The 23,860-nt window shown below is 72.1% G+C and carries 25 protein-coding genes and 1 pseudogene; 15 read left to right on the top strand and 11 right to left on the bottom strand.

The features are described from left to right. The first annotated feature begins 269 nt into the window (after window positions 1-269). The 3 genes from ABT297_RS33100 (at window position 270) to ABT297_RS33090 (ending at window position 3,550) form a co-directional block, all read left to right on the top strand. Window positions 270-1,043: a glycosyltransferase gene (locus tag ABT297_RS33100; protein WP_350556353.1), complete on the top strand. Its 774-nt coding sequence runs from the start codon at window positions 270-272 to the stop codon at window positions 1,041-1,043. Between the two features lie 76 nt (window positions 1,044-1,119). After that, window positions 1,120-2,115, top strand: a complete 996-nt coding sequence (locus tag ABT297_RS33095; RefSeq protein WP_350556352.1) for an LLM class flavin-dependent oxidoreductase — start codon at window positions 1,120-1,122, stop codon at window positions 2,113-2,115. A 91-nt stretch (window positions 2,116-2,206) separates the two neighbouring features. Further along, the gene (locus ABT297_RS33090; RefSeq protein WP_350556351.1) at window positions 2,207-3,550 is read left to right on the top strand and encodes a cellulase family glycosylhydrolase; all 1,344 of its coding nucleotides are present in this window, start codon (window positions 2,207-2,209) and stop codon (window positions 3,548-3,550) included. Here the strand turns inward: ABT297_RS33090 and ABT297_RS33085 are convergent. Continuing rightward, the gene (locus ABT297_RS33085; RefSeq protein WP_350556350.1) at window positions 3,503-5,917 is read right to left on the bottom strand and encodes a heavy metal translocating P-type ATPase; all 2,415 of its coding nucleotides are present in this window, start codon (window positions 5,915-5,917) and stop codon (window positions 3,503-3,505) included. The genes ABT297_RS33090 and ABT297_RS33085 overlap by 48 nt on opposite strands. A gap of 97 nt (window positions 5,918-6,014) precedes the next feature. Continuing rightward, window positions 6,015-7,070 carry a zinc-binding dehydrogenase gene (locus ABT297_RS33080; protein WP_350556349.1) on the bottom strand — a complete coding sequence of 352 codons (1,056 nt, stop codon included), beginning with the start codon at window positions 7,068-7,070 and terminating at the stop codon, window positions 6,015-6,017. Window positions 7,071-7,190: 120 nt separating this feature from the next. Here ABT297_RS33080 and ABT297_RS33075 point away from each other — a divergent pair, with 120 nt between their 5' ends. Both ABT297_RS33075 and pqqC read left to right on the top strand, forming a co-directional pair. After that, the gene (locus ABT297_RS33075) at window positions 7,191-7,334 is read left to right on the top strand and encodes a hypothetical protein (RefSeq protein ID WP_350556348.1); all 144 of its coding nucleotides are present in this window, start codon (window positions 7,191-7,193) and stop codon (window positions 7,332-7,334) included. Beyond that, window positions 7,313-8,011 (top strand): pyrroloquinoline-quinone synthase PqqC, encoded by a 699-nt coding sequence (pqqC, locus tag ABT297_RS33070; RefSeq protein ID WP_350556347.1) that lies wholly within the window; start codon window positions 7,313-7,315, stop codon window positions 8,009-8,011. Before ABT297_RS33075 ends, pqqC begins: the two co-directional genes overlap by 22 nt. A 26-nt stretch (window positions 8,012-8,037) precedes the next feature. On the opposite strand, the gene ABT297_RS33065 is transcribed toward pqqC, so the two are convergent. Next, a complete protein-coding gene (locus ABT297_RS33065; protein ID WP_350556346.1) occupies window positions 8,038-9,258 on the bottom strand; it encodes a rhomboid-like protein in 1,221 nt (406 codons plus the stop codon). Between the two features lie 129 nt (window positions 9,259-9,387). Between ABT297_RS33065 and ABT297_RS33060 the strand changes: the two genes are divergently transcribed. Then, window positions 9,388-9,807 (top strand): NUDIX hydrolase, encoded by a 420-nt coding sequence (locus ABT297_RS33060; RefSeq protein WP_350556345.1) that lies wholly within the window; start codon window positions 9,388-9,390, stop codon window positions 9,805-9,807. A 7-nt stretch (window positions 9,808-9,814) separates the two neighbouring features. On the opposite strand, the gene ABT297_RS33055 is transcribed toward ABT297_RS33060, so the two are convergent. From ABT297_RS33055 to ABT297_RS33045, 3 genes are all read right to left on the bottom strand, one after another. Further along, entirely contained in the window at window positions 9,815-10,699 is an 885-nt protein-coding gene (locus ABT297_RS33055; protein WP_350556344.1) for a hypothetical protein, read from the bottom strand. Between the two features lie 65 nt (window positions 10,700-10,764). After that, the gene (locus tag ABT297_RS33050) at window positions 10,765-11,721 is read right to left on the bottom strand and encodes a hypothetical protein (protein ID WP_350556343.1); all 957 of its coding nucleotides are present in this window, start codon (window positions 11,719-11,721) and stop codon (window positions 10,765-10,767) included. Continuing rightward, the gene (locus tag ABT297_RS33045; RefSeq protein ID WP_350556342.1) at window positions 11,718-12,098 is read right to left on the bottom strand and encodes a PadR family transcriptional regulator; all 381 of its coding nucleotides are present in this window, start codon (window positions 12,096-12,098) and stop codon (window positions 11,718-11,720) included. Before ABT297_RS33045 ends, ABT297_RS33050 begins: the two co-directional genes overlap by 4 nt. A 638-nt stretch (window positions 12,099-12,736) precedes the next feature. Between ABT297_RS33045 and ABT297_RS33040 the strand changes: the two genes are divergently transcribed. After that, the gene (locus tag ABT297_RS33040) at window positions 12,737-14,692 is read left to right on the top strand and encodes a HAMP domain-containing protein (RefSeq protein WP_350556341.1); all 1,956 of its coding nucleotides are present in this window, start codon (window positions 12,737-12,739) and stop codon (window positions 14,690-14,692) included. Window positions 14,693-14,774: 82 nt separating this feature from the next. Here the strand turns inward: ABT297_RS33040 and ABT297_RS33035 are convergent, their stop codons facing one another. From ABT297_RS33035 to ABT297_RS33025, 3 genes are read right to left on the bottom strand one after another with little or no spacing between them, the layout of a single operon-like run. Next, window positions 14,775-16,376, bottom strand: a complete 1,602-nt coding sequence (locus tag ABT297_RS33035) for an ABC transporter permease (RefSeq protein ID WP_350556340.1) — start codon at window positions 16,374-16,376, stop codon at window positions 14,775-14,777. Next, window positions 16,373-17,296, bottom strand: coding sequence for an ABC transporter ATP-binding protein (locus tag ABT297_RS33030; protein ID WP_350556339.1), 924 nt, complete (start codon window positions 17,294-17,296; stop codon window positions 16,373-16,375). Before ABT297_RS33030 ends, ABT297_RS33035 begins: the two co-directional genes overlap by 4 nt. A 4-nt stretch (window positions 17,297-17,300) precedes the next feature. Further along, window positions 17,301-17,984 (bottom strand): TetR/AcrR family transcriptional regulator, encoded by a 684-nt coding sequence (locus tag ABT297_RS33025; protein WP_350556338.1) that lies wholly within the window; start codon window positions 17,982-17,984, stop codon window positions 17,301-17,303. Between the two features lie 167 nt (window positions 17,985-18,151). Here ABT297_RS33025 and ABT297_RS33020 point away from each other — a divergent pair, with 167 nt between their 5' ends. The 5 genes and pseudogenes from ABT297_RS33020 (at window position 18,152) to ABT297_RS33000 (ending at window position 20,165) form a co-directional block, all read left to right on the top strand. Next, on the top strand, window positions 18,152-18,358 hold the full coding sequence (locus ABT297_RS33020; RefSeq protein ID WP_350556337.1) for a hypothetical protein: 207 nt from the start codon (window positions 18,152-18,154) through the stop codon (window positions 18,356-18,358). 263 nt (window positions 18,359-18,621) lie between these two features. After that, the gene (locus ABT297_RS33015) at window positions 18,622-18,987 is read left to right on the top strand and encodes a hypothetical protein (protein WP_350556336.1); all 366 of its coding nucleotides are present in this window, start codon (window positions 18,622-18,624) and stop codon (window positions 18,985-18,987) included. Window positions 18,988-19,295: 308 nt separating this feature from the next. Further along, on the top strand, window positions 19,296-19,682 hold the full coding sequence (locus tag ABT297_RS33010; RefSeq protein ID WP_350556335.1) for a VOC family protein: 387 nt from the start codon (window positions 19,296-19,298) through the stop codon (window positions 19,680-19,682). After that, window positions 19,679-19,795 (top strand): annotated as a pseudogene (locus ABT297_RS33005) (rhodanese-like domain-containing protein); the annotation flags it as partial. The gene ABT297_RS33010 and the pseudogene ABT297_RS33005, both read left to right, overlap by 4 nt. A 76-nt stretch (window positions 19,796-19,871) precedes the next feature. Continuing rightward, on the top strand, window positions 19,872-20,165 hold the full coding sequence (locus ABT297_RS33000) for a hypothetical protein (RefSeq protein WP_502885689.1): 294 nt from the start codon (window positions 19,872-19,874) through the stop codon (window positions 20,163-20,165). A gap of 67 nt (window positions 20,166-20,232) precedes the next feature. Here ABT297_RS33000 and gdhA read toward each other — a convergent pair whose 3' ends face one another. Then, window positions 20,233-21,633, bottom strand: coding sequence for an NADP-specific glutamate dehydrogenase (gene gdhA, locus ABT297_RS32995; protein ID WP_502885688.1), 1,401 nt, complete (start codon window positions 21,631-21,633; stop codon window positions 20,233-20,235). A gap of 397 nt (window positions 21,634-22,030) precedes the next feature. Here gdhA and ABT297_RS32990 point away from each other — a divergent pair, with 397 nt between their 5' ends. After that, window positions 22,031-22,918, top strand: coding sequence for a fructose bisphosphate aldolase (locus ABT297_RS32990; protein ID WP_350556333.1), 888 nt, complete (start codon window positions 22,031-22,033; stop codon window positions 22,916-22,918). On the opposite strand, the gene ABT297_RS32985 is transcribed toward ABT297_RS32990, so the two are convergent. After that, a complete protein-coding gene (locus tag ABT297_RS32985; protein WP_350556332.1) occupies window positions 22,897-23,103 on the bottom strand; it encodes a hypothetical protein in 207 nt (68 codons plus the stop codon). The genes ABT297_RS32990 and ABT297_RS32985 overlap by 22 nt on opposite strands. A 135-nt stretch (window positions 23,104-23,238) precedes the next feature. Here ABT297_RS32985 and ABT297_RS32980 point away from each other — a divergent pair, with 135 nt between their 5' ends. Further along, window positions 23,239-23,361 (top strand): hypothetical protein, encoded by a 123-nt coding sequence (locus ABT297_RS32980; protein WP_350556331.1) that lies wholly within the window; start codon window positions 23,239-23,241, stop codon window positions 23,359-23,361. A 2-nt stretch (window positions 23,362-23,363) separates the two neighbouring features. Beyond that, window positions 23,364-23,828, top strand: coding sequence for a hypothetical protein (locus ABT297_RS32975; protein WP_350556330.1), 465 nt, complete (start codon window positions 23,364-23,366; stop codon window positions 23,826-23,828). Window positions 23,829-23,860: the final 32 nt, after the last annotated feature.

The following is a 23,860-nucleotide window of genomic DNA, read 5'->3' as shown; positions in this document are numbered from 1 at the left end:
CCGCTGAACAGGCGACGGACCGCGGCGACGACGAGCGAGATCAGCAGGGCGCTGACCACCTCGACCGCGATGGCGGAGAGCAGGGCGGACATTTCTGGACTCCTTCGACATTCGGCCTACGCCGGAAAATCTAGGAGCGCCAGGCGAACGCCGGGTGAAGTACCGGGAAATCATCGTGCGATCGGTGATGTCAGCGACGTAACGCCCAAATCCCCTCGGCGCCGATGATAATGGTCGATGACGGGCTGGCCGGGCCGAGGAGGAGATGCATGCGGATCGCCATGATGGTCAAGGGGTGCGTCCGCACGCCCGCCCCGGCCGACATCATCTACTCGCCCATGCAGCTGGCGGCCCAGCTGACCCGCGTCTTGGCCGAACGGGGACACGAGCTGGACTTCTACGTCCACCCCGGCATCGACTGCCCCGCCGGCCCCGCCCCGACGACCCGCGGCGACGGCCCGGCCCGGCTGGTGTACCTCGGCCGGCTCATCCCGGAGAAGGGTCCCGACATCGCCGTCGAGGTCGCGACCCGGACCGGGGCCCAGTTGGACCTGCTCGGCCCGGTCCGGGACGAGCATCGGCGGTTCTTCGACGGGAGGATCCGGCCCCACCTCGGTGCCCGCATCCGATATCGGGGCCACGTCCCGCACAACCGGCTGGCCGATCACCTCGCCGGCGCCTCCGCCCTGCTCATGCCGATCCGCTGGCAGGAGCCGTTCGGGCTCGTGATGATCGAGGCGATGGCCCACGGCGTTCCGGTGATCGGCTTCGGCCGCGGCGCGGTACCCGAGATCGTCGCGCACGGCGTCAGCGGGTACATCGTCGACTCCACCGACGAGATGTGCCGCGCCGTCCGGGCGCTCGACCGGTTGACGCCGGAGGGCTGCCGGCGGCACGTCCGCGAGCGGTTCTCGGTGCGTCGGATGGTCGACGGATACCGGGCCGCGCTCGCCAGAGCCGTCGTCCTGGCCACATCGGGACCGCGAGCCGGCGACCGGGCCGGGATGCGGCTCGACGCGGCCACGCCGGAACCACGCTCGTAGCCGGTGGCGTGGCGGCGGGTGCGTGGGGTATCAGGCGCACGACCCGCAAGGAGCAGCGCAGCACCCGGAGATGGTCATGAGGATTTCCAGCCAGTTCCCGACCTCCCTCGACGCGCCGGAGCACGTCGCCGTCGCCGAGCTGCTGGGCTACGAGCGAGCCTGGCTGTTCGACACCCCGCAGCAGAGCCCGGACGTGTGGATGATGCTGGCGCTGGCCGCGAAACGCACCCACCGCATCGGGCTGGGGCCGGGCGTGCTGGTGCCCAACCTCCGCCACCCGATGGTCAACGCAACGGGCACCGCCACCCTGGCCGCCCTCGCGCCGGGGCGGGTCGCCGTCGCCTTCGGCACCGGGTTCACCGGCGCCCGCGCCATGGGTGCCAGGCCCAGCACCTGGGCCTATCTCGGCGGGTACGTCCGCGTCTTCCGCGCCCTGCTGCGCGGCGAGACCGTCGACTGGGACGGCGGCCGCATGCGCATGCTGCACCCGGCCGGCCACGCCCCGGCCCGCCCGATCGACGTGCCCGTGCTGATCTCGGCGCTGGGCCCCAAGGGTCTCGCCGTCGCCAAGGAACTGGCCGACGGGCTGTTCACCATCAACGAGCAGACCGCCTTCGCCAAGGAGTTCGGCTGGGCGGCGCTCGGCGTGCACGGCACCGTGCTGGCCGAGGGCGAGGCCCTGGACTCACCCCGGGTCCGCGCCGCCGCCGGACCGGGCAACGCGCTGGCCTACCACGCCGCCTACGAGTTCGGCGGCGATGTGACCGCGCTGCCCGGCGGGCAGGCATGGCTGGACGTGGTCAACCGGACTCCCGGACGAGAGCGGCACCTGGCGGTCCACGACCACCATCTGGTCGCCCTCAACGCCGCCGACCAGGCCGCCTGGGCAGCCGGCAGCTGGGCCGCGATCCCGGCCACGACGGTGACCGGATCGGCCGCACAACTGGCCGACCGCCTCGCCGGATACGCCGAGCAGGGCATCACCGAGATCATCTACCAGCCGACCGGGCCGGACGTCGCCCGCGAGCTGGAGGCGTTCATGACCGCCGCCCGCACGGTACCCGTCGGCTGAGCCCGGCGAGTTCGGCGGAGCTGGACACCGAGGTGCCGGTTCACCCGGCGGTGCGGGTAGGGGCGGCCGGCCCCGGGTAGCCGGAGGGGCCGTGAGAACCGATGCCCAGGCCTCACTCAGGCCCCGTCCGGGCCGGCCCAAGGCGCTGCTGGTGGTCGCCACGCTCCTGGCCGGCCTCGGCGTGCTCTCGACGCCGGCCCGTGCGCACGCCGCCGAGCCGCACATCGGCATCCGCGTGCGCGACGGCCGGCTCGTCGAGGCCGACGGCAGCGACCTCGTGCTGCGCGGCATCAACCACGACTTCATGTGGTACCCGAACAAGAACGACGCGTTCGCGGCCATCAAAGCGACCGGCGCCAACGCGGTACGGGTCACCCTCGGCATCGGCCACCAGTGGCGGCGGGCCACGGGCCCGGAGGTGTCGACCGTCATCGACCTGTGCCAGAAGAACCGGCTGATCTGCATCTTCGACGCCCACGACACCGCCGGCTTCGGCCAGGACAAGAAGGCGGCGCCGATGGCGGAGGCGGTGCGGTTCTGGCTCAGCCTGCGCGACCGGATGGTCGGCCACGAGGACTACGTCCTGGTCAACATCGCCGACGAACCGTTCGCCAACGGCACCACGTGGCCCTGGGCGCAGCAGACCGCCGACGCGATCCGCCGGCTGCGCGCCGCCGGCTTCAAGCACACGCTGCTGGTCGACGGTCCCGGCTGGGGCCAGGACGAGTCGTTCGTCATGCGCGACAGCGCCGAGCGGATCGTCGCCGCCGACCCCACCGGCAATACCGTGTTCGACATCCACATGTACGGCATGTTCAACACCGCCGCGAAGGTCAACAGCTATCTGACCTCGTACACCAAGCGCCGCCTGCCGATCGTCATCGGCGAGTTCTCCAGCCAGCACGAGTGGGGCAAGCCGGACGAGGACGCCATCATGGCCTACGCGCAGGCGCAGCACCTGGGCTTCCTCGGCTGGTCCTGGAGCGGCAACGACAAGCAGTACAGCTATCTGGACCTGGTGAACAACTTCGACGGCAACAGCCGCACGGCCTGGGGGCAGCGGTTCATCAACGGCCCAAACGGTCTTCGCACGGACACGCGGGAGGCGACGGTGTTCCGCAACGGTACGGCCGATGCCGTCGCCGACCGCAGCGACGGCGCCCCGCGGGGGCTGACCGTGACGGACGTGACCTCGAACAGCGTCCGGCTGGCCTGGCAGCCCCGCCCGAGCCGGATCGGCGGCACGACGTACCAGGTGGTGGCCGTCAACGGCGCGGCAGAGACGCGGGTCGCGACGACCAACCACCCCGGCGTGACCCTCGAGCGGCTGCGGGGCTCGACGGAGTACACCTACGCCGTGTACGCCCAGAACATGCTCGGCAAGCGCTCACCGCGCTCGGCCCTGGTCGTCGCGATCACGCCCCCGGCGCGCTGAGCGCCGCGGAGCATCGTCGCGCGCCGGCGGCGACGCGGCCGCCGGCATGAGGCTGAAGGCGTTCTCCTCCTCCTGGGCGTTGTGCAGGTGCAGGATGGCGTACAGACCGTAGAGGCCGCCGCGCAGGTCGGTCACCTCCTCGGGCTCGGCCGGGTCGCCGATGTCCCGCACGGCGCGGCGCAGCCGGCGCACCTGGTGCTCGATCTCGGCGTGGGTGCGGCTGAGCGCCCCGATCGGGTCGGGGCCGCCGAGGGCCCGGGCGACGATCGGCAGCAACTGCGCCTCCTCGGCCCGCTCGTGCTCGAGCAGGTCGGTCTCCAGCCGGTCCAGCAGCTCGCGCACCGGGGCGAGGTCCGGCTCGAGCACCGACAGGCCGTCGGCGACCGCGCGGACCTGCTCGACCAGCGGCCGGACGGCGGCGTGCTGGGCGTACAGCCGCTGGGCGGTGGCGAGGTCGGCGGCGCTGAGGGTGACGGTGTGGGTGCGGCCCGGCAGCAGCACCGTCAGGGCGAGGGATATCGCGGCGATGTCGATCACCTCCTGCAGGATCGCGCCGGCGGTCGGCGACAGCAGCCCGGCCGCGGCCGGGACCATCGCCGCGAGTGACAGCGCCATGCCGGCACCGGCGGCGCGGCGGGCGATGCGGTGGCTGCGCCGCGCGATGAGGATCGCGTCGGCGAGACCGTCGACGCGGTCGCCGGTGAGGACCACGTCGGCGGCCTCGGCCGAGGCGGTGACGCCACGCGCCGCGAGGGCCACCCCGACGCCGGCGGCGGCGAGGGCGGGCGCGTCGTTGACCCCGTCGCCGACCATGATCGTCGGCGCGTGCTCCTGCTCGTCGCGGACGACGGCGAGCTTGTCGGCCGGATCGCGGTCGGCGTAGACGGCGTCGACGCCGACGATGCGCCCGACGGTCTCGGCGATGTCGGCGCGGTCGCCCGTGACCAGCACCGTGCGCGCGATGCCGGCGTGGCGCAGCGCGCGCATCATCCGGGGCGCGTCCGGCCGCAGCGGGTCGGTCAGCAGCAGTACCCCGGCCGGGCTCGCGTCCACCGAGACGAACACCGTCAGCGAACCGTCCAGCGCGGCCCGGCGGCGGGCCCGGCGGACCCAGCCCGGGACCGGGCCGTCGACGACCCAGCCCGCCTTGCCCAGCCGTACCTTCCGGCCGTCCACGACGCCCTCGATGCCGTAACCGTGCCGCTCGCGCACCTCCGACGCCGGCGCGAGCCCGAGCCCCCGGTCCCGGGCGGCGGTGACGACGGTCGCCGCGACGACGTGGGCGGACGCCTGGTCGAGCGAGGCCGCCAGCCGCAGGACGTCGCCGGCCGATACGCCGGGTGCGGTGACCACGTTGGTCAGCACCGGCCGGCCGCGGGTCAGGGTGCCGGTCTTGTCGAAGAGCACGACCCGCCCGGCCGCCAGCCGCTCCAGCGCGGCGCCACCCTTGAGGATCACGCCGTGCCGGGCCGCGCGGGACAGCCCCGACATGATCGCGATCGGGGCCGCGAGCAGCAGCGGGCAGGGGGTCGCCACGACGAGCACGGCCACGGCCCGGACCGGCTGCCCGGACAACGCCCAGGCCAGAGCGGCGGCGAGCAGGGTGAACGGGACGAACGCGAGCGCGAACCGGTCAGCGATGCGGACGAACGGCGCGCTGGCCGCCTGGGCCTGCTCGACGAGGCGCACCACGCCCGCGTAGGTGGACCTGGCGGCGGTCTCGGTGGCCAGCATCCACGTCGCCGACCCGGCGTTGACGACACCGCTGCGGACGTCCTCCCCCGCCCGGCGCTCGACCGGCACCGCCTCGCCGGACAGCGCCGACTCGTCGAACACGCCGCCGTCGAGCAGCCGCCCGTCGACGGGCACGATCTCGCCGGACCCGACCACGAGCCGGTCGCCGGCCGCCACCTGGTCCACCGGTACCACCGCCACCCCGTCCGGACCGGCCCGGCGCGCGGTTCGCGGCGCACCCGCGGCCAGGCGGCTGAGCTCCCGGCGGGCCCGGGCCGACGCGCGCGTCTCCAGCATCCCGCCGGTGAACAGCATCACCGCGATCACCGCACCGGCCAGCGGCTCGCCCACCAGCAGCGCGCCGACCAGCGCCAGCCAGGCGATGACGTCCACCGACGGCCGGCGGTGGCGCAGCGCGACGGCGATGGTGACCGTCGAGTACACCAGCCCCAGCCCGGTCGCCGCGACCCACAGCGCCGGCGCCCACTCCCCGGCGCCCGCGGCGGCGGCCGCGACACCGGCGAGGAGTAGGACGGTCGCCGCGCCGAACAGGCCGGCCTCCCGGGCCGCCCACAGGCGCCGCGGCCACGACCGTCGCTCGTCGCGCCGCGGCGCGCTGACACAGACCGGCATCCCTGTCGCCCCCTTACCCGCAAGGCTCGCCGGTGCGGGCGGCGCCGCCCAGCGCCGAAGGTCCCGGCCCTGTCGGGCACACGGACCCGTCATAGGGTCAGCCGGCGGCGGACTGGTCGACCCGGATCAGCACCTTGCCGACCGTGCCGGCCTCGACGGCGGCGTGGGCGGCGGCCGTCTCCGCCAGCGGGAACACGTGCAACGGCACGCCCGCGTCAGCGCCGAAGCGCAGGCCGCCGCCGGCCAGGGCCGCGTTGACGGCCGCGGCGCCGTGGGCGAGGGCCGCCCGGCTCACCGTGTACAGCAGGACGAACTGGTAGCGGACGTTGAGCACCATGTGCCGGCGCACATCGACGGCGAGCGGCCCGCCGCGGCCGTCGTTGGCGTAGACGGCGATCGTGCCGCCCGGCCGCAGTACCGACAGATTCAGCTCGGCGTTGTGCGCGGCGGCGACCTCGACGACCACGTCGGCCCCGTCGGGGAACGCGTCGCGGATCCGGGCCGCCGCGCCGGGCTCGGTGTAGTTCACGACCCGCCCGGCCCCCGCGGCGCGGGCCAGCGCGGCCTTCTCCGGCGAGCTGACCGTCGCCACCACCGACGCTCCGGCCCACGTGGCGAGCTGGATCGCGGCGTTGCCCACGGCCCCGGCCCCACCGGCGACGAGCACGTTGACGCCGTCGAGCGCGCCCGGTCCCAGCCGCGCCGGCGCGCCGTCGTGAACGGTGAGCGCCCGGTGCGCCGTCATCGCGGGCACACCGACGCTCGCCCCCGCCTCGAACCCGGCCCCGCCGGGCAGCGGCACCACCCGATCGGCCGGGACCACCGTGTACTGCTGCGCCGTACCGCTGCCGGGCCGCTGATACGCGGCCAGGAAGAGCCACACCCGGTCCCCGGCCGCGAGCCCGGTCACCCCGTCGCCGACCGCGTCGACCACCCCTGACCCGTCCTGGTTGGGCACGGCCCCCTCGGCGGGGACCTCGGACGTGGCAGTGGCCCCGGTGCGCTGCTTCCAGTCGGTCGGATTGACCCCGGACACCACCACCCGCACCCGGACCTCGCCCGGGCCCGGTGCGACGATCTCCCGCTCGATCTCACGCAGCACCGACGCGTCGCCGAACTCCGTGTGCACGATCGCCCTGTTCGTCATGGTCATCTGACCAACCCTACGACCGGCCTGAGCGCGGCGCGCAGCTCATCGCCGCGCGTTTCGGGATGGCGCGGCCGGGTAGCGCGCTCGCAGGCACGAAGACGACACCCAGAATCGGAGCGAACATTGACCAGCACCGACCAGAAGCCGTCGACCTCCGTCGCGGACCGCCGGCAGTGGCAGGCGCCGCGGGTGGAATGCCTGGAGACCCGGCCCGAGATCTCCGCCTACTCCGGCACGGCAGACCCGTGGCACCGCCGGCCGCGCTGAGCCAGGACGCGTTCGCCGGCGCGCTGCGCGGGCTCGCGAAGTACTACTGGGACCGGCACCCGTTCCACGTACGGCTGCACGAGGGCGGCTGCGGACCGGACGAGATCCGGTCATGGGTGGCCAACCGCTGGTACTACCAGCGCTGCCTGGCGCAGAAGAACGCCGCGATCATCTCGCGGTGCCCGCTGCCCGAGGTGCGGCGGATGTGGCTGCCGCGGGTGAGGTTCTACGACGGCGCGCACGAGGAGGAGGGCGGGCTGGCCGAGTGGCTCGTCCTCGCCGACGCGGTCGGCCTGTCCCGGGAGGAGGTCCTCGACGAGCGGCACGTGCTGCGCGGCGTGCGCTTCGCCGTGGACGGGTACCTGCACTTCTGCCAGACCCGGCCGTGGACGGAGGGGCTCGCGGCGGCGCTGACCGAGCTGTTCTCGCCGGAGCTGATGAGCCGGCGCCTCGACGCGTGGCGGCGGCACTACGACTGGATCAAGCCGGACGGCCTCACGTACTTCGAGACCAGGATCGCGGTGGCCCGCGGCGAGAGCGCCGACACGCTCGGCCTCGTGCTCACCCACTGCCAGAGCGCGGAGCAGCAGCAGGCGGCCCTCGCCGCACTGCGCTTCAAGTGCGACGTGCTCGGCGCGATGCTCGACGCGATCGACTACGCGACGACCGGCGGGTGACGGCCCGCCGCCGGTCCTGTCCCTGCCTACCTCGAGTCCGGAACACCCGCGCCCTCGGCGATCCCGGGCACGGGTGTTCCGCCGATGCCGGCGAGCGCACCGGCCAGCGCCGGCCGGTCGGCCGCCTCGCCCAGCAACAGGAGCACGCCCCGGCCGGCGGGCAGCGCGCGCACGGTCGCGTCCACCGTGGAGTCGCGAAGGCCGGCGTCGTGCCAATGCGCCACCGCCGCGGCGACGACGGATCCGACGACCAGGCCGATCAGTGGCAGGCCCGCGAAGGTGCCCAGCACCACGCCCCAGCAACCGCCCGCACAGGCGCCGTCGATCGCGCTCATCTCCCGGGTCTCCCGCAGGTGCGTGCGGCGCGCCCCGTCCGACCAGGCGACAACGGCGTCGTCGAGGCGCAACCGGAGCCGCTCCTGCAGCCGCAGCGCCGTCGTGAGCGCCGCCCGGGCCTGCGCCACGTCCGCGAACGCGTAGGCCGTCGTCCGGCCGGTCCGCAGCGGGGCCGGCCGGCGCACCCGCCCGGCCAGCGGGCGGCGGCGCATCTGCCAGCCGGCGAGGAAGCCCAGGAGCGTGGCGAGCAGGTGCCCGACGTCCGTGAAGGTGGCGTCGGACAGCAGCGGCACGACGGCGACGCCGAGCGCCAGCGGCACCAGGAGGCGCCGCGCACGCACGGGCAGGGTGAACGCGAGCGCGCCCGCGACGGCGTGCGTGCCGTAGCTCGTGCCGACGTCGCCGGCCATGGTGATCTCGGTGCCGATCCGGTTCGCGCGGACGCCCGCCAGCAACAGGCCGTACACCAGGCAGCTGGCCACCGCGTTGGACACGAAGAACACCTCGAGCAGGCGGCGCCACCCCCACATCACCTCTGCCACGGCCAGCAGCAGCAACAGCTGGACCATCACGAACACGAGCACCCGCCCGTCGAGCACGAAGGCGCTGGTGACCAGGGTCCAGACCCGGTGCTGGCGCAGGTTGTCCACGTTGCTGGAGTTGGCGAGCACCACCCGGAGCCTGGTCCGCGGGCTGACCGCGTGGTCGAGGACGAGACCGATGACCATGACGGTCAGCACGTACAGCGGGGCGAGCCGCACCCGGGCCAGGAACGACAGGCACACGTTCGCCCTGCCCCGCCAGCCGTCCGCGTCCCGGAGCGCCTCGGCGAGGTCGCCGACGGGCAGGTACGCGACCGGCACGAGGCCCGGCGGGTCCTCGTAGAGCCGCTTCACACCGACGACGTTCACCGCCGTCCAGCATCCGTCACGGGGCCGCGGGCGGCACCACCCTCACGCGTCCCGGCTCACCAGCAGCAGCCAGCCGGCGACGAGGCCGCCCAGCGCCCACAGGGCGAGCACGCCCAATAGCCTGATCCGATGCCCACGATTCGCATCGTCGCCGCCGTGATCCGCGATGCCGGGGGGCGGTGGCTGCTGGTCCGCAAGCGCGGGACAAGCGTATTCATGCAGCCCGGCGGCAAGCTCGAACCGGGTGAGACGGCCGCCGACGCGCTGGTCCGGGAGCTGGCCGAGGAGCTGGGGCTGCGGGTCCGGACCGACCAGCTCGGACACGTCGGCCGGTTCACGGCACCGGCGGCCAACGAGGCGGGCTTCACCGTCGACGCCGACGTCTTCACCGCGCCGCTCGGCGGCCCGGTCGAGCCGCTGGCCGAGATCGAGGAGGCACGCTGGGTCGAGCTGACCGAGCCGGGAGACCTGCCGCTGGCGCCGCTGCTGCGTGACCACCTGCTGCCGTGGGCCCGGGCCGGCGCGGATCGGCACCGGATCGGGTCGTGAGCCGCGCTCACCCGTTGCGGTGGTGCTTCTGCACGAAGGTGTAGCCGGGGGCCAGCGGGCCGTCGGTGATCTGCTCGTTCTCGACGGCCCGCTGGTGCAGCGCGAGCTGCTTCCGCGACGGCTGGGCGCCGGGCGGAAGCTTGCGGACGAAGCCGTTGACCCAGTGGTCGCGCCGGTCGGCCTCCTCGGACTCGGCGTCGCCGGGGCGCGGGGCCGGCTCGATCAGCGGCGCGTAGAACAGCATCTCGGCGGCCTCCTGGCCGTCGACGGCGGGATAGGAGGGATGCCCCGCCGAGTCGACGCTGCCGGGCACGCGGGTGACGTAGCCCTCGCGGATCAGCTGTTCGACGGCGTTGCGGAGCAGGAACGACCCGCGGGCGCCCCGGCCGAGCCCGCAGCGCGCCGCCAGGTCCGACTCGGCGAACACGGCGCTGCCGTCGTCGAAGACGCGGCCCAGGCGGCGCACCGCGTGCAGCACCTTGCCCCGGTTGGACGTGCCCGGGGCATACTCGTGGGTGACGACCCTCGGGTCGTACTCGTGGAAGTAGTCGACGCCGTCGATCCGCATCGGTTCGTCCAGCGCGACGGTGCGCATGACGACCTCGTCCCGGGCGGCTTGCCAGGAGACGCTGACCAGCGCACCGGGTCGCAGATCCGCCGGCCAGTCGATGCCGCTGAACCGCCACTCGCCGTCCTGGCGCAGCTCACCGTCCTGGTGCAGCGAGGTCTCGAAGACCTGCCTGGCCGGCGTGACTCCCCGGACGCGGTGCTCGAGCACGACGGTGACGAAGGGCCGGTCGCGAAGGACCTCGACGCACTCCTGCGGGGCGGCGCAGCCGGCACCGTCGAGATCCGCCCGCCGGAGCGCGAGTCGACGGGTCACCGTCCTCATGATCCACCTCCACGTGCCGCTCCGAACATACCGGCCCGGCCGCCCCGTTGGAATGGCGCGTCAGGTCACCGGCCGCAGGTGGGGCAGCGTTCGTGCGCCCCGGGTGTCCGTCGCGCCCGCAGCCACAACGCCGCCGGTACCGCGGCGACCGCGATCAGCGCCGCCGCGGCGGCCCAGCCGACCGCCAAGGACCAGTCCGGGTACTGCTGATGCGAGCCACCCGGCAGGGTCAGGCCGAGCAGGAGCGTCGGGCCGAGCAGCACCAACGCCGGCCACCAGGCACGCGGGTCCCGCCGGCCGGTGAAGTAGACACCGGCCATGCCGATCGCCAGCGTCAGCACGAGTGCGGCGTAGGGCATCGCGCTGAGCAGCGCATAGTAGTCGTAGTAGAAGTAGTGGTCGGCCGGTAGGATCAGCGCCGCGAGCCCCGCGATCGCGGCGGCGACCACGAAGCCGGCCGCGGCCGCGGGCGACCAGCGCCGGGCCGGCACGGCGAGGGCGACGAGTCCGAGCGCCAACTGCGGGACAAGGACGAACATCGGCGGACGGGCGTATGAGCTCAGCGCGGCGGCCGGGATCATCGCGGCGGTGACGAGCAGGGCGAGCGCGACCGCGGGACGGCCGTGCCCGGTGAAGGCCGCCACGGGCGTGAGCAGCCAGACGATCCACGCCACCGCGCCGAGGCCCACGAACCGGCCGACCGAGTGCCAGCCGGCCCCGTCCGGGAGGTTGACCAGCTCGGCGCGGACCAGCCACAACCCGGCAAGGGCCGCGGCGGCCGCGAGGGCCAGCGAGGCGGCGAACGGCAGGGCGTCGGCGAGACCGAGCGCGTTCCTCGCCCGCAGGTGCTGGCGCATGCCTCCGCGGGCCAGGTCGGCGACGTCGGCCGGGCGGGGCCAGCGCTGCCCGGGCCGGGCCAGGTCGAGGTAGGTGTCGATGATCTCCTCGCCGCGCTCGGCGCGGTAGGCGGCCGGGTACCAACGCAGCAGCGCCCGGTAGCGGTCGCCCAGCGTGCCCGTCATGCGGCACCACCCAGCGCGGTCAGGCCGGTGCGGGCCACGCCGGTGACCGGGCGCAGCGACGTGCGGGCGGCGAGGCGGGCGCTCGCGGCCTCGACGTTGCGGCGCAGGCGTTCGGTCTCGGCCCGCAGGGCCGCGTCGCCCCGGTCGGTGAGGCGGTAGTACTTGCGGGCCCGCCCGTCGACGACCTCCTCCCTGTCGAGGGCCACCAGGCCGTCGTCGGCGAGCCGGTCGAGGGCGCCGTACAGCGTGCCGGGCCGCAGCTCGAGGCGTCCGCCGGACAGCTCGGCGACCTCGGTGATCAGCCCATAGCCGTGCATCGGCGCCCGGGCCAGCGCGGTGAGGATGAGAAAGGTCGGTTCACGCATGGGGACGGTCATGGCCGCAATATATCGGTAACGAAGATATCTTCGCAACGAGGGATAGGAGACTGCCGCATACCCGCTCACCGCCGGCACGCGACCCCGGCACGCAACTCGGAATCGGCGCAGTCCGGTGGGCCGTCGCGCCGAGCTGGCACAGCCTGCACGGCTCACCGGGCCGGGCGGGCAAGGCGGCTCGGGCGGGCCCGGTCGACGATCGGTCACCCTCCACCGTGCCCCCGGTCGCCGGCACCGGTCAGCGGCGAACGCCCCACCCGGGCGGGACGGACGGCCAGGCTCCCCGGCCGGACGGCTCCGGGCCATCCGCCGTACGGCGTGTTCGATTCCTGGGCCCATGCGTCATCTCACCCCGGCATTTCGTTGATTCGCCCGAGACGCGATACGCAAGAAGCGCGCCGCGGCACTGGAAAGCAGATTAAAATGGCCTGAATGCGTTTCGGTTCACTGTCGTTATGGTGCGACCGGCGCCCCCGCCCGACGGGTTGTGGATCCGGTCACCGACTGCGCTGATTGCGCCCGGTTGCCCCATTCGCCCGCGATCTCGGCTTTGCGTTCTTTCCGGCTCAAAGGCCCTGCGGGCCACTCGCCGGCCCTGATAGCGGCGATCGAACCGCAAATCACGATCGGAGGCTGCCGTGCGTGGCGGGCTGATTCCGCGCTTCATCATCAGCTGCGTAGTACTCATATTCGTTTTCGGTGCCGCGTTCAGCACTTTGCTCGTCGCGATTCTTCAGCATCGCGAAACGGACCGGACGTCGGCACGTTCCGTAGAGATTCTTGCCGCCGAGGCGGAAGCTGAACAGCAGATCCTCGACCTTGACCGGACCGCGCGGGGTTTCATCGTCACCAGGGATCCGGTATTGCTCGGAAGATGGCACCGGAAGGAGGCCGAGCTGGACCACACGTATGCCAGGTTGCAGCGGCTGGCCCATACGCCGGACCAGGCTCGTCAGGCTCAGGAGATCACGCGGGACGGCCACTCGTACATCCGCGACCACGCCACGCCGATGCTGCAGGCGGCCCAGCGCGGCGATCCCGCCGCACACAGCATCGCGACGCTGCAGCAGGACGAGCGCAGAATCGTCGAGCTGGAGGCCGAGCTCGACCGCCTCGCGAGCACCGAGGCTCGGTTCGCGGCCGATCGCGACCAGCGTGCGCAGGCGACCGTCAGGCTGGCGGTCGCGGCGGTCGTCGGTGGCATGGCAAGCGCGTTCCTGCTCGGCAGCGTCGTCGTCGGGTACACGGCCCAGGTCATCGTCCGGCCGATTCGCCGGGCCGCCGCCATGGCCGGCCACCTCGCGCGGGGCGATCTGGACAAGCGGGTGCCCGAGACCGGTGCGGGTGAGGTCGGTGACCTCGCGCGCTCGTTCAACATGATGGGTGACGCCGTGCAGCGACGCGTGCGGACACTTCTGCGCACCGCCAGGAAACAGGCCGCGGTGCGGCGCATCGCGACCCGTGTGGCACGCGGTGCCGCACCGGCCGCGGTCCTGGACGCCGCCGCCGCGGATCTCCGGCGGCTCATCGGCAGCGACGGCGCGCACGCGGTCCGCTACGAGACGGACGGCACCGCTACGTTCGTCGGCGCATGGCGGTCCGACGGCATCGGCATACCGATCGGCACGCGGCTGCCCCTGGACGGCCACAGCGTCACGGCGACGGTCCTGAGGACCGGCCGGCCGGCCCGGATGGACAGCTACGCCGACGCCCTCGGCGCGATCGCCGCCTGCCTGCGCCGGCATCACATCCGCGGGGCGGTCGGCGCTCCGATCCTCGTCGAGGGGCGCCTCTGGGGAGCCGTGAACGCCACCGTGACGGACGGGCGGTCGCTGGCCCCGGACGCCGAAGCACGGCTCGCGGAGTTCGCCGACCTGATCGCCGCCGCCATCGCCAACACCCGGGCGCGCCGCGATCTGGCGGCTTCCCGCCTCCGCGTGGTGGTCGCCGCCGACCAGGCTCGCCGCCAGATCGAACGCGATCTGCACCACGGCATCCAGCAGCTCATCGCGATCACCATCCAGGCGGGCGGCGCGGTGTCGAGCGTCCCGCCCGAGATGCGGGAGCTGCGCCGGTCCCTGTCCGCGCTGCCCGACGGGCTGAACGGGGTGCTGGACGACCTTCGGGAGATCTCACGCGGCATCCACCCCACGATGCTGTCCGACCGCGGCCTGGGACCCGCGCTCAAGGCGCTGGCCCGGCGCTCGGCCGTCCCGGTCGAGCTCGACGCGCACGTCGACGACCGGCTCCCCGAGCCGATCGAGATGGCGGCCTACCACATCGCCGCGGAAGCGCTGACGAACACGGCCAGGCACGCACGCGCCTCGTACGCCCGCCTCGAACTGACGGTCCATGACGGCAGGCTGCAGGTCGCGGTGCACGACGACGGCGTGGGCGGCGCCGACCCGGCCCGCGGCGCCGGCCTGCTCGGGCTGACCGACCGGGTCGAGGCCCTCAAAGGGTCCATCACCGTCAGCAGCCCGCCCGGCCGGGGTACCACGCTGCGGGCGGAACTGCCCCTCGAGCCGCCGGCCGAACTGTCCCACGGGTCATCCACGACCGCGGGCACGCGTGCCGACTGGTGCGTCTCATGACGCCGCCGCACCGTCGCCCCGCTCCCAGAACCGAGGCAGGGTCGCGCGGATCGAGCCCGCGCGGCCCTCGCTCAAGGCGTCGTCACGCTACCGGCATGTCCCTGCGGCGCAGCCCCGCGAGGCCGGCCGCGCCCAGGGCGACGGCGATCAGGGTGAGCCACAGCATCGGCGTCACGGTGAAGGCGGAGCCTGGCAGCTTCGGCACGTGCGCGAACGGGGTGACGTCGAGGACCCACTGGCTCAGCCCGAACAGCGCGCCGAGCTCGAAAAGCAGGACGGACAGGATGAGCGCGCCCCACGCCAGCGCGCTGAGCCTCGGGGCCAGGCCGATCAGGGCGGTACCGAACCCGGCCAGCACCCAGGCCGCCGGCACCTGCACCAGCGCGGCCTCGAGCAGCCGGCCGACCTGCCCGCCGACGTCGTGGACCTGCGCGCCGTAGACGAGACCGCCGGCGACGCCCGCCACGGCCAGCAGCAGCGCCGTGCCCAGCAGCGCGAACACCAGGTGGCTCGCCGCCCAGCGCAGCCGGCCGATGCCCGTGGCCAGCAGCGCCTCGACCCGGCCGCTGCTCTCCTCCTGGCGCAGCCGCAGCGTCGCCTGGACCGTGTAGGCCGCGGCGACCATGCCGGTGATACCGAAGATCGCGGCGAGGAACGCGTCGGTGAGGTCGGTGCGCCCGCCCATCCGGCTCAGGACGTCGGCGAGCTGCTGGTTCGGCGACTGCAGGTCCCCGAAGCCGGCCGCGGCGCCACCCAGGACCGCCCCGGTCACCGCCAGGGCGACGGTCCAGCCGAGCAGCAGGCCGCGGTGCAGCCGCCAGGCCAGCGCGAGCGGGCTGCGCAGGCCCGGGGACGCCGTGGCGGGCCCGGGCCGCTCCGGGAGCAGGCCGGCGCCCACGTCCCGGCGACCCGCGAGCGCGTATCCGGCCGCGGTGAAGAGGACCGCGAACCCGATGAACAGCGCGGCCACCCACCACCGTTCGTCGGCGTACGGGCGAAGGTGCAGGGCCCAGCCGGTCGGCGACAGCCAGCTCAGCCAGGCCGGCCCGGTGTCGCCGACGGCGCGCAGCAGGTAGGTGCCGCCGAGGACGGCACTGGCGATGCCGCTTGCCGTCCGGGCGCCCTCGGTGAGCTGCGCGACCGCCGCCGCGACCGCGGCGAACAGGATCCCGACCAGGCCGGTCGCGAGGCCGAACGCCACCGAGCCGACCGTCGGCAGGCCGGTCGCCATCAGACCCAGCGCCGTCAGTACCGCGATGGCCAGGTTCGCCAGCGCGGTGACGAGCAGGGCTGCGGTGAGCGGCGCGTGCCGCCCGACCACCGTCGCGCGGATGAGCTCGAGCCGGCCGGTCTCCTCCTCGGCCCGGGTGTGCCGCACGACCGTCAGCAGGCTCATCAGCCCGACCAGGACGAACTCGGTCGCGCCGATCTTCCACGCGGTGAGCCCGCCGATCGAGAGGTCGAACAGCGGGCCGCTCAGCGCGACGAGCGACGGGTTGGTGAACACGGCGCTCACCGCGCGCAGGTCCGCTTCGGTGGGGTACAGCTTGAAGTAGTTCGCCGCGGTCGCCATCGGCATCACCGCGAGCCCGAGCACCCACACGGTCAGCCGGACGCGGTCGAGCCGCAGCGCCAGCCGCGCCAGGGCGCGCGTGCCGGTCAGCGAGTTCATCGGGCCGTTCACCGAGCCGCCTCCGTGCGCTGCTTGCCGCCCGCCTGCGCCCGGTCGTAGTGGCGCAGGAACAGCTCCTCGAGGGTCGGCGGCTGGCTGGTCAGGCTCCGGATGCCGACCGTGGTGAGCTGCCGCAGCACCGCGTCCAGGGCGGTGTTGTCCACGTCGAAGCGCACGGTGCCGTTGTGGGTCCGCAGGTCGTGCACGCCGGGCAGCGTGTCCAGCCCGGTCGCCGGCCCGGCGAGGTCGACCTGGATCGCGGTGCGGGTCAGGTGCCGCATGCCGGCGAGCGTGCCGGTCTCGACCGCCCGCCCGTCGCGGATGATGGTGACCCGGTCGCAGAGCTCCTCGACCTCGGCGAGGATGTGGCTGGACAGCAGGACGGTGCGGCCGGCGCGCTCCTGCTCCTCGCGGACGACCTGACGGAAGACCTCCTCCATCAGCGGGTCGAGGCCGGAGGTGGGCTCGTCGAACATGAGCAGTTCGACGTCTGAGGCGAGCGCGGCGACGAGGGCGACCTTCTGCCGGTTGCCCTTCGAGTAGGTCCGGCCCTTCTTGCTCGGGTCGAGGTCGAAGCGCTCCAGCAGCTCGGCGCGGCGCCTGGTGTCCAGGCCGCCGCGGAGCCGGCCGAGCAGATCGATGACCTCGCCGCCCGACAGGTTGGGCCACAGTGTGACGTCGCCGGGCACGTAGGCGAGGCGGCGATGCAGGTTCGCGATGTCGCGCCACGGGTCGCCGCCGAGCAGCCGGACGGTGCCGGCGTCGGCGTGCAGCAGGCCGAGCAGGACCCGGATGGTGGTGGACTTCCCCGCACCGTTTGGGCCGAGGAAGCCGTGCACCTCCCCCGTCTGTACAGCGAGATCGAGCCCATCGAGCGCGCGGGTGCGCCCGAACGTCTTGACCAGTGCGTCTGCGCGGATCGCCTCGGTCATTTCCTCATGCTCCTTCGGCCGCGGGTTCGGTCCCGGCGGCGGTAGGCGGATTGGGGGCCCGCAGCGGCTCCATCGCCCGGCGGGCCTTGGCGACGAACTCGGGGTCGAGCAGTGGGTGGGAGTAGAGGTCGGCCATCGCGCCGGCCATGCGCAGGTAGCCCTCGGTGGTGAGGACGTCGACGCCGAGCGCTCGGGACACGTGGTCGTGCATCGCGAGGAGCCCGGACTGCATGCCGACGAGCACCGCGGCATAGGCCCGGTAGTCGTCGGTGACCTCCGGCGCATGCTTGCCGACCCACTGCTCGGCCAGAGCCACCATGTCGTCGAACAGCGCCGCGGTGCCGGCGGAGCCGTCGAGCAGGGACCGGGTGATGTACTTGTACAGCAGCAGCATCGCCGGGTGGGCGGACGGCAGGAAGCCGGCGTTGGCCACCTTGCCGTCGAGGACGAACTCCTCCTTGATCTTCATGAGCCGGTCCAGCGCGTAGGCGTCGCACGACTCGCGCAGCGCCTCCTTGGACCCGAAATGGTGCCGGAGCAGGCCCGGTGACACGCCGGCCTGCGCAGCGATGTCGCGGACCGTCGTGCCGTCCACGCCGCGCTCGGCGAACAGCCGGATCGCGGCGTCCCTGATCCGCGCCCGAGCGGTCAGGTCCTCGAACGCCGGATCGCCAACCGGGCGCGCCATGACCCGCACCCCCTATACGTACGTGTGGCGGACTATCCGCCCCGACAGCTCACTATACGCTCGTATAGCCCGCCCGCAAGACGGCCCGGCGGCATGCATCCATCCGATCTGGGCAGCCAGGCTGTCAAGTGTTGTACCGACGACGGGCTGAGGCGGGCGGTCGGGCAGTGGGCGCAGCGGCGGCGGTGTGGCGCTTCCTCGTCGGGCCACCGTTGCGGGCGCGGCAGGCGGCCAAGGAGCAGATCACTCCGATCGAGGGACTTCCCGCGCTCTCCCCCGACGCGCACATCGGTCCCTGCCCCGGTGAGACCGTCCTGAGCCAGGTCATCGCCCTCGCCGTCGGCCGGAACTGGGCGTACTACGTGATGCCCTGACCATCACCGTGGTCCTCATGCTGGCCGCCAACACGTCAACGGTGTCGGCACGGCCACGACGGCGGTGGCCACCGTGATCTTCCTGGTCACCAAGTTCACCGCGAGCGCGTGGATGGACGAAGTTCGAGCCGTTTGAGACCCTGACGCTTACCGCACCTGGCGCCGTCCCACTGCCGCCGGAACGGTTCGAAGACCGCGGCCGAGTGCCGAAGCCCGCCCAACCCCGACCTAGTCATGACCACCTGACACCCGATGAGGCTCGCATGAACATCACGCAAGACGGTCCATTCCTCATCATCGAACGCGAGCGGTTCATCGTGCGCTTTCCTGCTGCTCTGGCCGATGACCTGGAAGAGCTCCAGGACCAGGACTTCTACGTCACGCTCACCGACGGGCCGACCTACTACGCAAGCCTCATGACCCTCGACGCGATCGACGCCGTGCTCCGCCGGTGGTCACAGACCGGCGAAGGCGGCAGTTACTTCTTCACCACGGACCTCGTCATCACGCCCAGGCCGGGCATCACCGCGATGATCGAGGCGATCGATGGGCTGGTTCGAGAAGGCGAGATCGCCAACGCCTGCCAGATCATCCCTGACCCGACGGGACGCCGGGATGCCTCAGCCTGAGTGGCACGGAGCCCCGTCGACTCGCCACTCAATCTGGCCAACCTGGTGCCTCAACAAGATTGGCAGACGACACAGGGCCCGGCGGGCTCGTGTCCCGTGACAGTGGATGTTCCTCTCTGACAGTAGATCTTGCTCGAAGCCGTCGGTAAGTGCACCCGGCGAGCTGGCCCCTCGTGCACACGGCACACCTCCTCCGGCGCCAGCACACCGCTCGCCGCGATCACGACCGCCCCGAGACGGTGCGTCAGCCGCCAGGTCGCCTCCAGGAGGCGGGCCATCATAGGTCCGCCCCCACGAAAGGTGCGATCATGACCGGTACGTCGATAGCACAGGACTTGTTCGCAGGCATCCCCGTCGCCGACTTCGATCACTCGCTGGCTTGGTACCAGCAGTTCTTCGGTGTCGAGCCGAGCTTCTACCCCAACGACATCGAGGCCGTGTGGGCAGTCGGCGAGCACAGCTACGTCTACATCGAACGCCTGCCCGATCGCGCGGGCCGCTCGATGCTGATGATCATGGCCGCGGATCTGGACACCACAGTCGCCGGGCTCACCCAGCGTGGCCTCGAACCCCACCGGATCGAGAACTACGAGGAGGGCATGAGCAAGTTGGTCTACGCGGATCCGGACGGCAACGAGATCTCGTACGGCGGCGTGTCGACGCACACGATCGGGTCCGTCGAGCGCGAAGACTGAATTCGGCGCTGGCGACCATCGTCGACGCGCTTCCCGCACCGGCGTACGCCCGGTGCCACGTAACCGGTGCGATCAATGTGTTCGCGGAGCACTCCGACGAGGAAGTCCGCAGCGCCCTCCTCGATCTGAACGCGCCGATCGTCGTCTACTCGGCGGATCGGGCGTGTCATCGAGGACTCTGCCAGACCGATGTGCGCGCGCGACCGCGAACTGGACCGGCGGTGGGCCCGGTGGAACCCTGGCGTGCCGCTCAAGATCCTGCACACCGAGTACGCCTCGGTGACCCGGCCCATCGTGGCCTTCATCGACAAACTCCACGAGCGGCACGACGAGCGGATCGTCGTGCTGATCCCGGTGGCGCTGCCGCAGCCGCTGCGGTACCGCTTCCTGCACAACCATCTCGAGGTCGCGCTCGCCGCCGCGTTGAAGACCCGCCCGGGCGTCATCGTCGCCAGCGTGCCCGTGCCGCTGCGCGACGCATGAACGCATGCCGACGCCGCGGGCGGCGACGAGCCCGAGGGCATCGTCGCCGCCCATCAGCGGCGTGGCGTCAGATCAGGCCCTGGGCCAGCATCGCCTCGGCGACCCGCCGGAAACCGTCGATGTTGGCGCCGGCGACATAGTTGCCGGGCATGCCGTACTCCTCGGCGGTGGCATGGCAGCGGGCGTGGATGTCGCGCATGATGGTCTGCAGGCGCTGCTCGGAGTACGGGAACGTCCACGAGTCGCGGATGGCGTTCTGCTGCATCTCCAATGCGCTGGCGGCGACACCGCCGGCGTTGGCGGCCTTGCCGGGCGCGAACCGGACACCGGCCTGCTCGAAGGCGCGGATCGCTTCGGGGCTGGTCGGCATGTTCGCCCCCTCGACCACGATCAGGCATCCGCCGTTGATGAGGCTGATGGCGTCCGCCTCGTTGATCTCGTTCTGGGTCGCGGACGGCACCGCGACCTGGCACGGCACCTCCCACACGCCACGGCCCGCGACGAAGGACGCGTGCGGTCGCGCCTCGACGTATTCGTCGATGCGGGCCCGGCGGACCTCCTTGACGTCCTTGAGCACGTCGAGGTCGATGCCCTTCTCGTCGTAGACGTAGCCCGAGGAGTCCGAACAGGCCACGACGGTTCCGCCGAGCTGATGCACCTTCTCGATCGCGTAGATCGCGACGTTGCCCGAGCCGGAGACGACGACACGCTTACCGTCGAAGCTGTCGCCGACGGCGCGCAGCATCTCCTCGGCGAAGAAGACCGCGCCGTATCCGGTCGCTTCCCGGCGCACCTGCGCGCCGCCGTAGGTCAAGCCCTTCCCCGTCAGTACACCCGACTCATACCTGTTCGTGATGCGCTTGTACTGACCGAACAGGTAGCCGATCTCACGTCCACCGACGCCGATGTCACCGGCCGGAACGTCGGTATACTCGCCGATGTGCCGGTACAGCTCGGTCATGAAGGACTGACAGAACCGCATCACCTCGCGGTCCGAACGACCCTTGGGATCGAAGTCGGAGCCGCCCTTGCCGCCACCGATCGGCATGCCGGTCAGCGCGTTCTTGAAGATCTGCTCGAAGCCGAGAAACTTCACGATGCCCAGGTACACCGACGGGTGAAACCGCAGCCCGCCCTTGTAGGGCCCGAGCGCGCTGTTGAACTCGACCCTGAACCCACGGTTGATGTGGACCTCGCCGCGGTCGTCCTCCCACGGCACCCGGAAGATGATCTGGCGCTCGGGCTCACAGATCCGCTCGATGATCTTGGCGTCCACGTAGTCGGGGTGCCTGTCCAGCGCCGGGGCGACGCTGTCGAGCACCTCACGCACCGCTTGATGGAACTCGTGCTCACCGGGGTTGCGGTGCACGACCGTATTGAAGATCGACTCGAGCTTGGTCTGCGTCGACAAGGCCACCTCCGGTGTGACGTGGTTCCACCCCAGCCGCATCAGCGGCTCGGCCCACACCGTTGTGGATCGTGCTGCCTGACAGGTTCGTCAAGCGGTAGGGAGCGCAATCGCTGGGGCACAGCGTACCTGTTCATCCCGGCCGCCAATATGGGCCCTGACCAGGGGTAAATCGCCACAAGCCGGGATGATCATGCTGATTTGGATCTTCTTACGATGCATCCGCCCCGCAGCCATGTGACAAACTCCCGACCTTTCCCCGACGACATGACCGCCGGGTTACACCACGCCGAACGCCGCAGAGCGTCCCTCGGTCCGTTTTCATGGAGCCACTTCTCATGGAGCCACGCTGCTTCACGGGGGCCACGCTGCTTCATGGGGCCACGCGGTCGAAATCGCGCCGTGGTGATGCGCGATAACACCGCCGGCCGGTCGGCTCCGGTGCCAGGATCGGGGCATGAACCAGGAGCAACGGTCAAAGATCGCGCACGGCCGCGGCTTCCTCGCCGCCCTCGACCAGAGCGGCGGCAGCACTCCGAAGGCGCTGGCACAGTACGGGGTGGCGGAGTCGGGCTACGCGACCGAGCACGAGATGTTCGACCTCATGCACGAGTTCCGGTCACGGATCATCACCGCGCCGTCGTTCGGCGGCGACCGCGTCCTCGGCGCGATCCTGTTCGAGCAGACCATGGACCGCGACGTGGCCGGCACGGCCGCTCCACAGTACCTGTGGGAGCACAAGCAGGTCGTCCCGTTCGTCAAGGTGGACGAGGGCCTCGCCGACGAGCAGGACGGCGTACGGCTGATGAAGCCCTTCACCAGGCTGGACGACCTGCTGGCGCGGGCCACCCGCCGCCGCGCGTTCGGCACCAAGATGCGCTCGTTCGTCTCCCGGGCCGACCCGGCCGGTGTCGCCGCCGTGCTCGACCAGCAGTTCGGCTACGCCGAGCGGATCCTCGACGCCGGCCTCATGCCGATCATCGAGCCGGAGGTCGACATCCACAGCGAGCAGAAGCAGCAGGCCGAGGGGTTGCTGCGACAGGGCATCCTCGATCGCCTGCCGGCAATGCCGGACGGGCGGCAGGTGATGCTCAAGCTTTCCATTCCGACCCAGGACGACTTCTACGCCGAGCTGATCGAGCATCCGAAGGTCCTGCGGGTGGTCGCCCTGTCCGGCGGCTACTCTCGGCAGGATGCCGACGCCCGGCTCGCTCGCAACCACGGCCTGATCGCCAGTTTCTCCCGAGCGCTGACCGAGGATCTGCGGCACCAGCAGACCGACGACGAATTCAACCGGACGCTCGACACCTCCATCGCCGGCATCTACCGCGCCTCGACCATGTAAGGCCGTCGCGTCAGCAACGCACGATAGGCTGCCAGCCGGCGGAGCACCATGACCGCGACCGCGACCGACGCGACGTACACCGCGAACGGCACGGCAAGCAGGCCCCAGTCCGACATGTACACGCCGCACACGACGGCGGTCGCCGCGTTGGCTGCGACGTAGACCCATGCCAGCCCCCGCGCCAACCGGTGCGCCCACGGGCGGTAGGCACGCAGTCCGCGCCAGGCGAAGAACGTCGCGACCCGACCAGCCCAACCAGCAGCCGGGTCGCGGCCAACCAGTCTCTGAGCCGGGGTTCCGGTGGCCTGTACTGGTCGGGCATGGTCGACTACCTGAGCGGCTACGGCGACCGGCGCGGGAAGGTGCTGACCAGTGCCGTGACGCTGTGGGTGTACTTCGCGCCGGTGGTCGGCGTCGGCAATGCGTGTCGGTACAGTTACTGACCATGGCAGACGACGGGCAGATCACGCGGTCGGATGTGCTGCCGGTAACGGTCGCCGAGTTCGATCGGTTGTTGCTGGCTGACGAACGGACCGTGGTCGCGATGGCGGCAGCTCGGGTCCTGCCCACGGCACTCGTCTTTCAGTTTCTGATCCGGCTCAAGGACAACGACGGCGGCACGAATCCGAACCTGGCGTTCGACCTTCCGCATCTGCTACGTCCAGGGGATCTGCGGCTCGGCGTTCGGGCGCAGACAGCGTCCGGTGCAATGGACGTTCCGGTGCATACGGCCGGGGGCGGTGGCGGAGACGGGAGCTTCGAGTTCAAGATGTGGTTCGAACTCCCGGACGGCGCAACGGCCCTGCAACTGTGGTCTGAGTGGCCGGAACGGAACCTGCCGGAGGGCAGTACCGACCTAGACACCGACCTTATCCGCCAAACAGCGGCCCGGTGCGCGCCGCTATGGTAGGCGCCAACAGCGGCTAGATCCGTCCGGATCCG

The sequence above is a fragment of the Dactylosporangium sp. NPDC000555 genome, assembly GCF_040300025.1.
GTDB lineage: Bacteria > Actinomycetota > Actinomycetes > Mycobacteriales > Micromonosporaceae > Dactylosporangium.
Note: the sequence above shows the minus strand (reverse complement) of the source record. Positions and strands in the feature narration are given on the sequence as shown.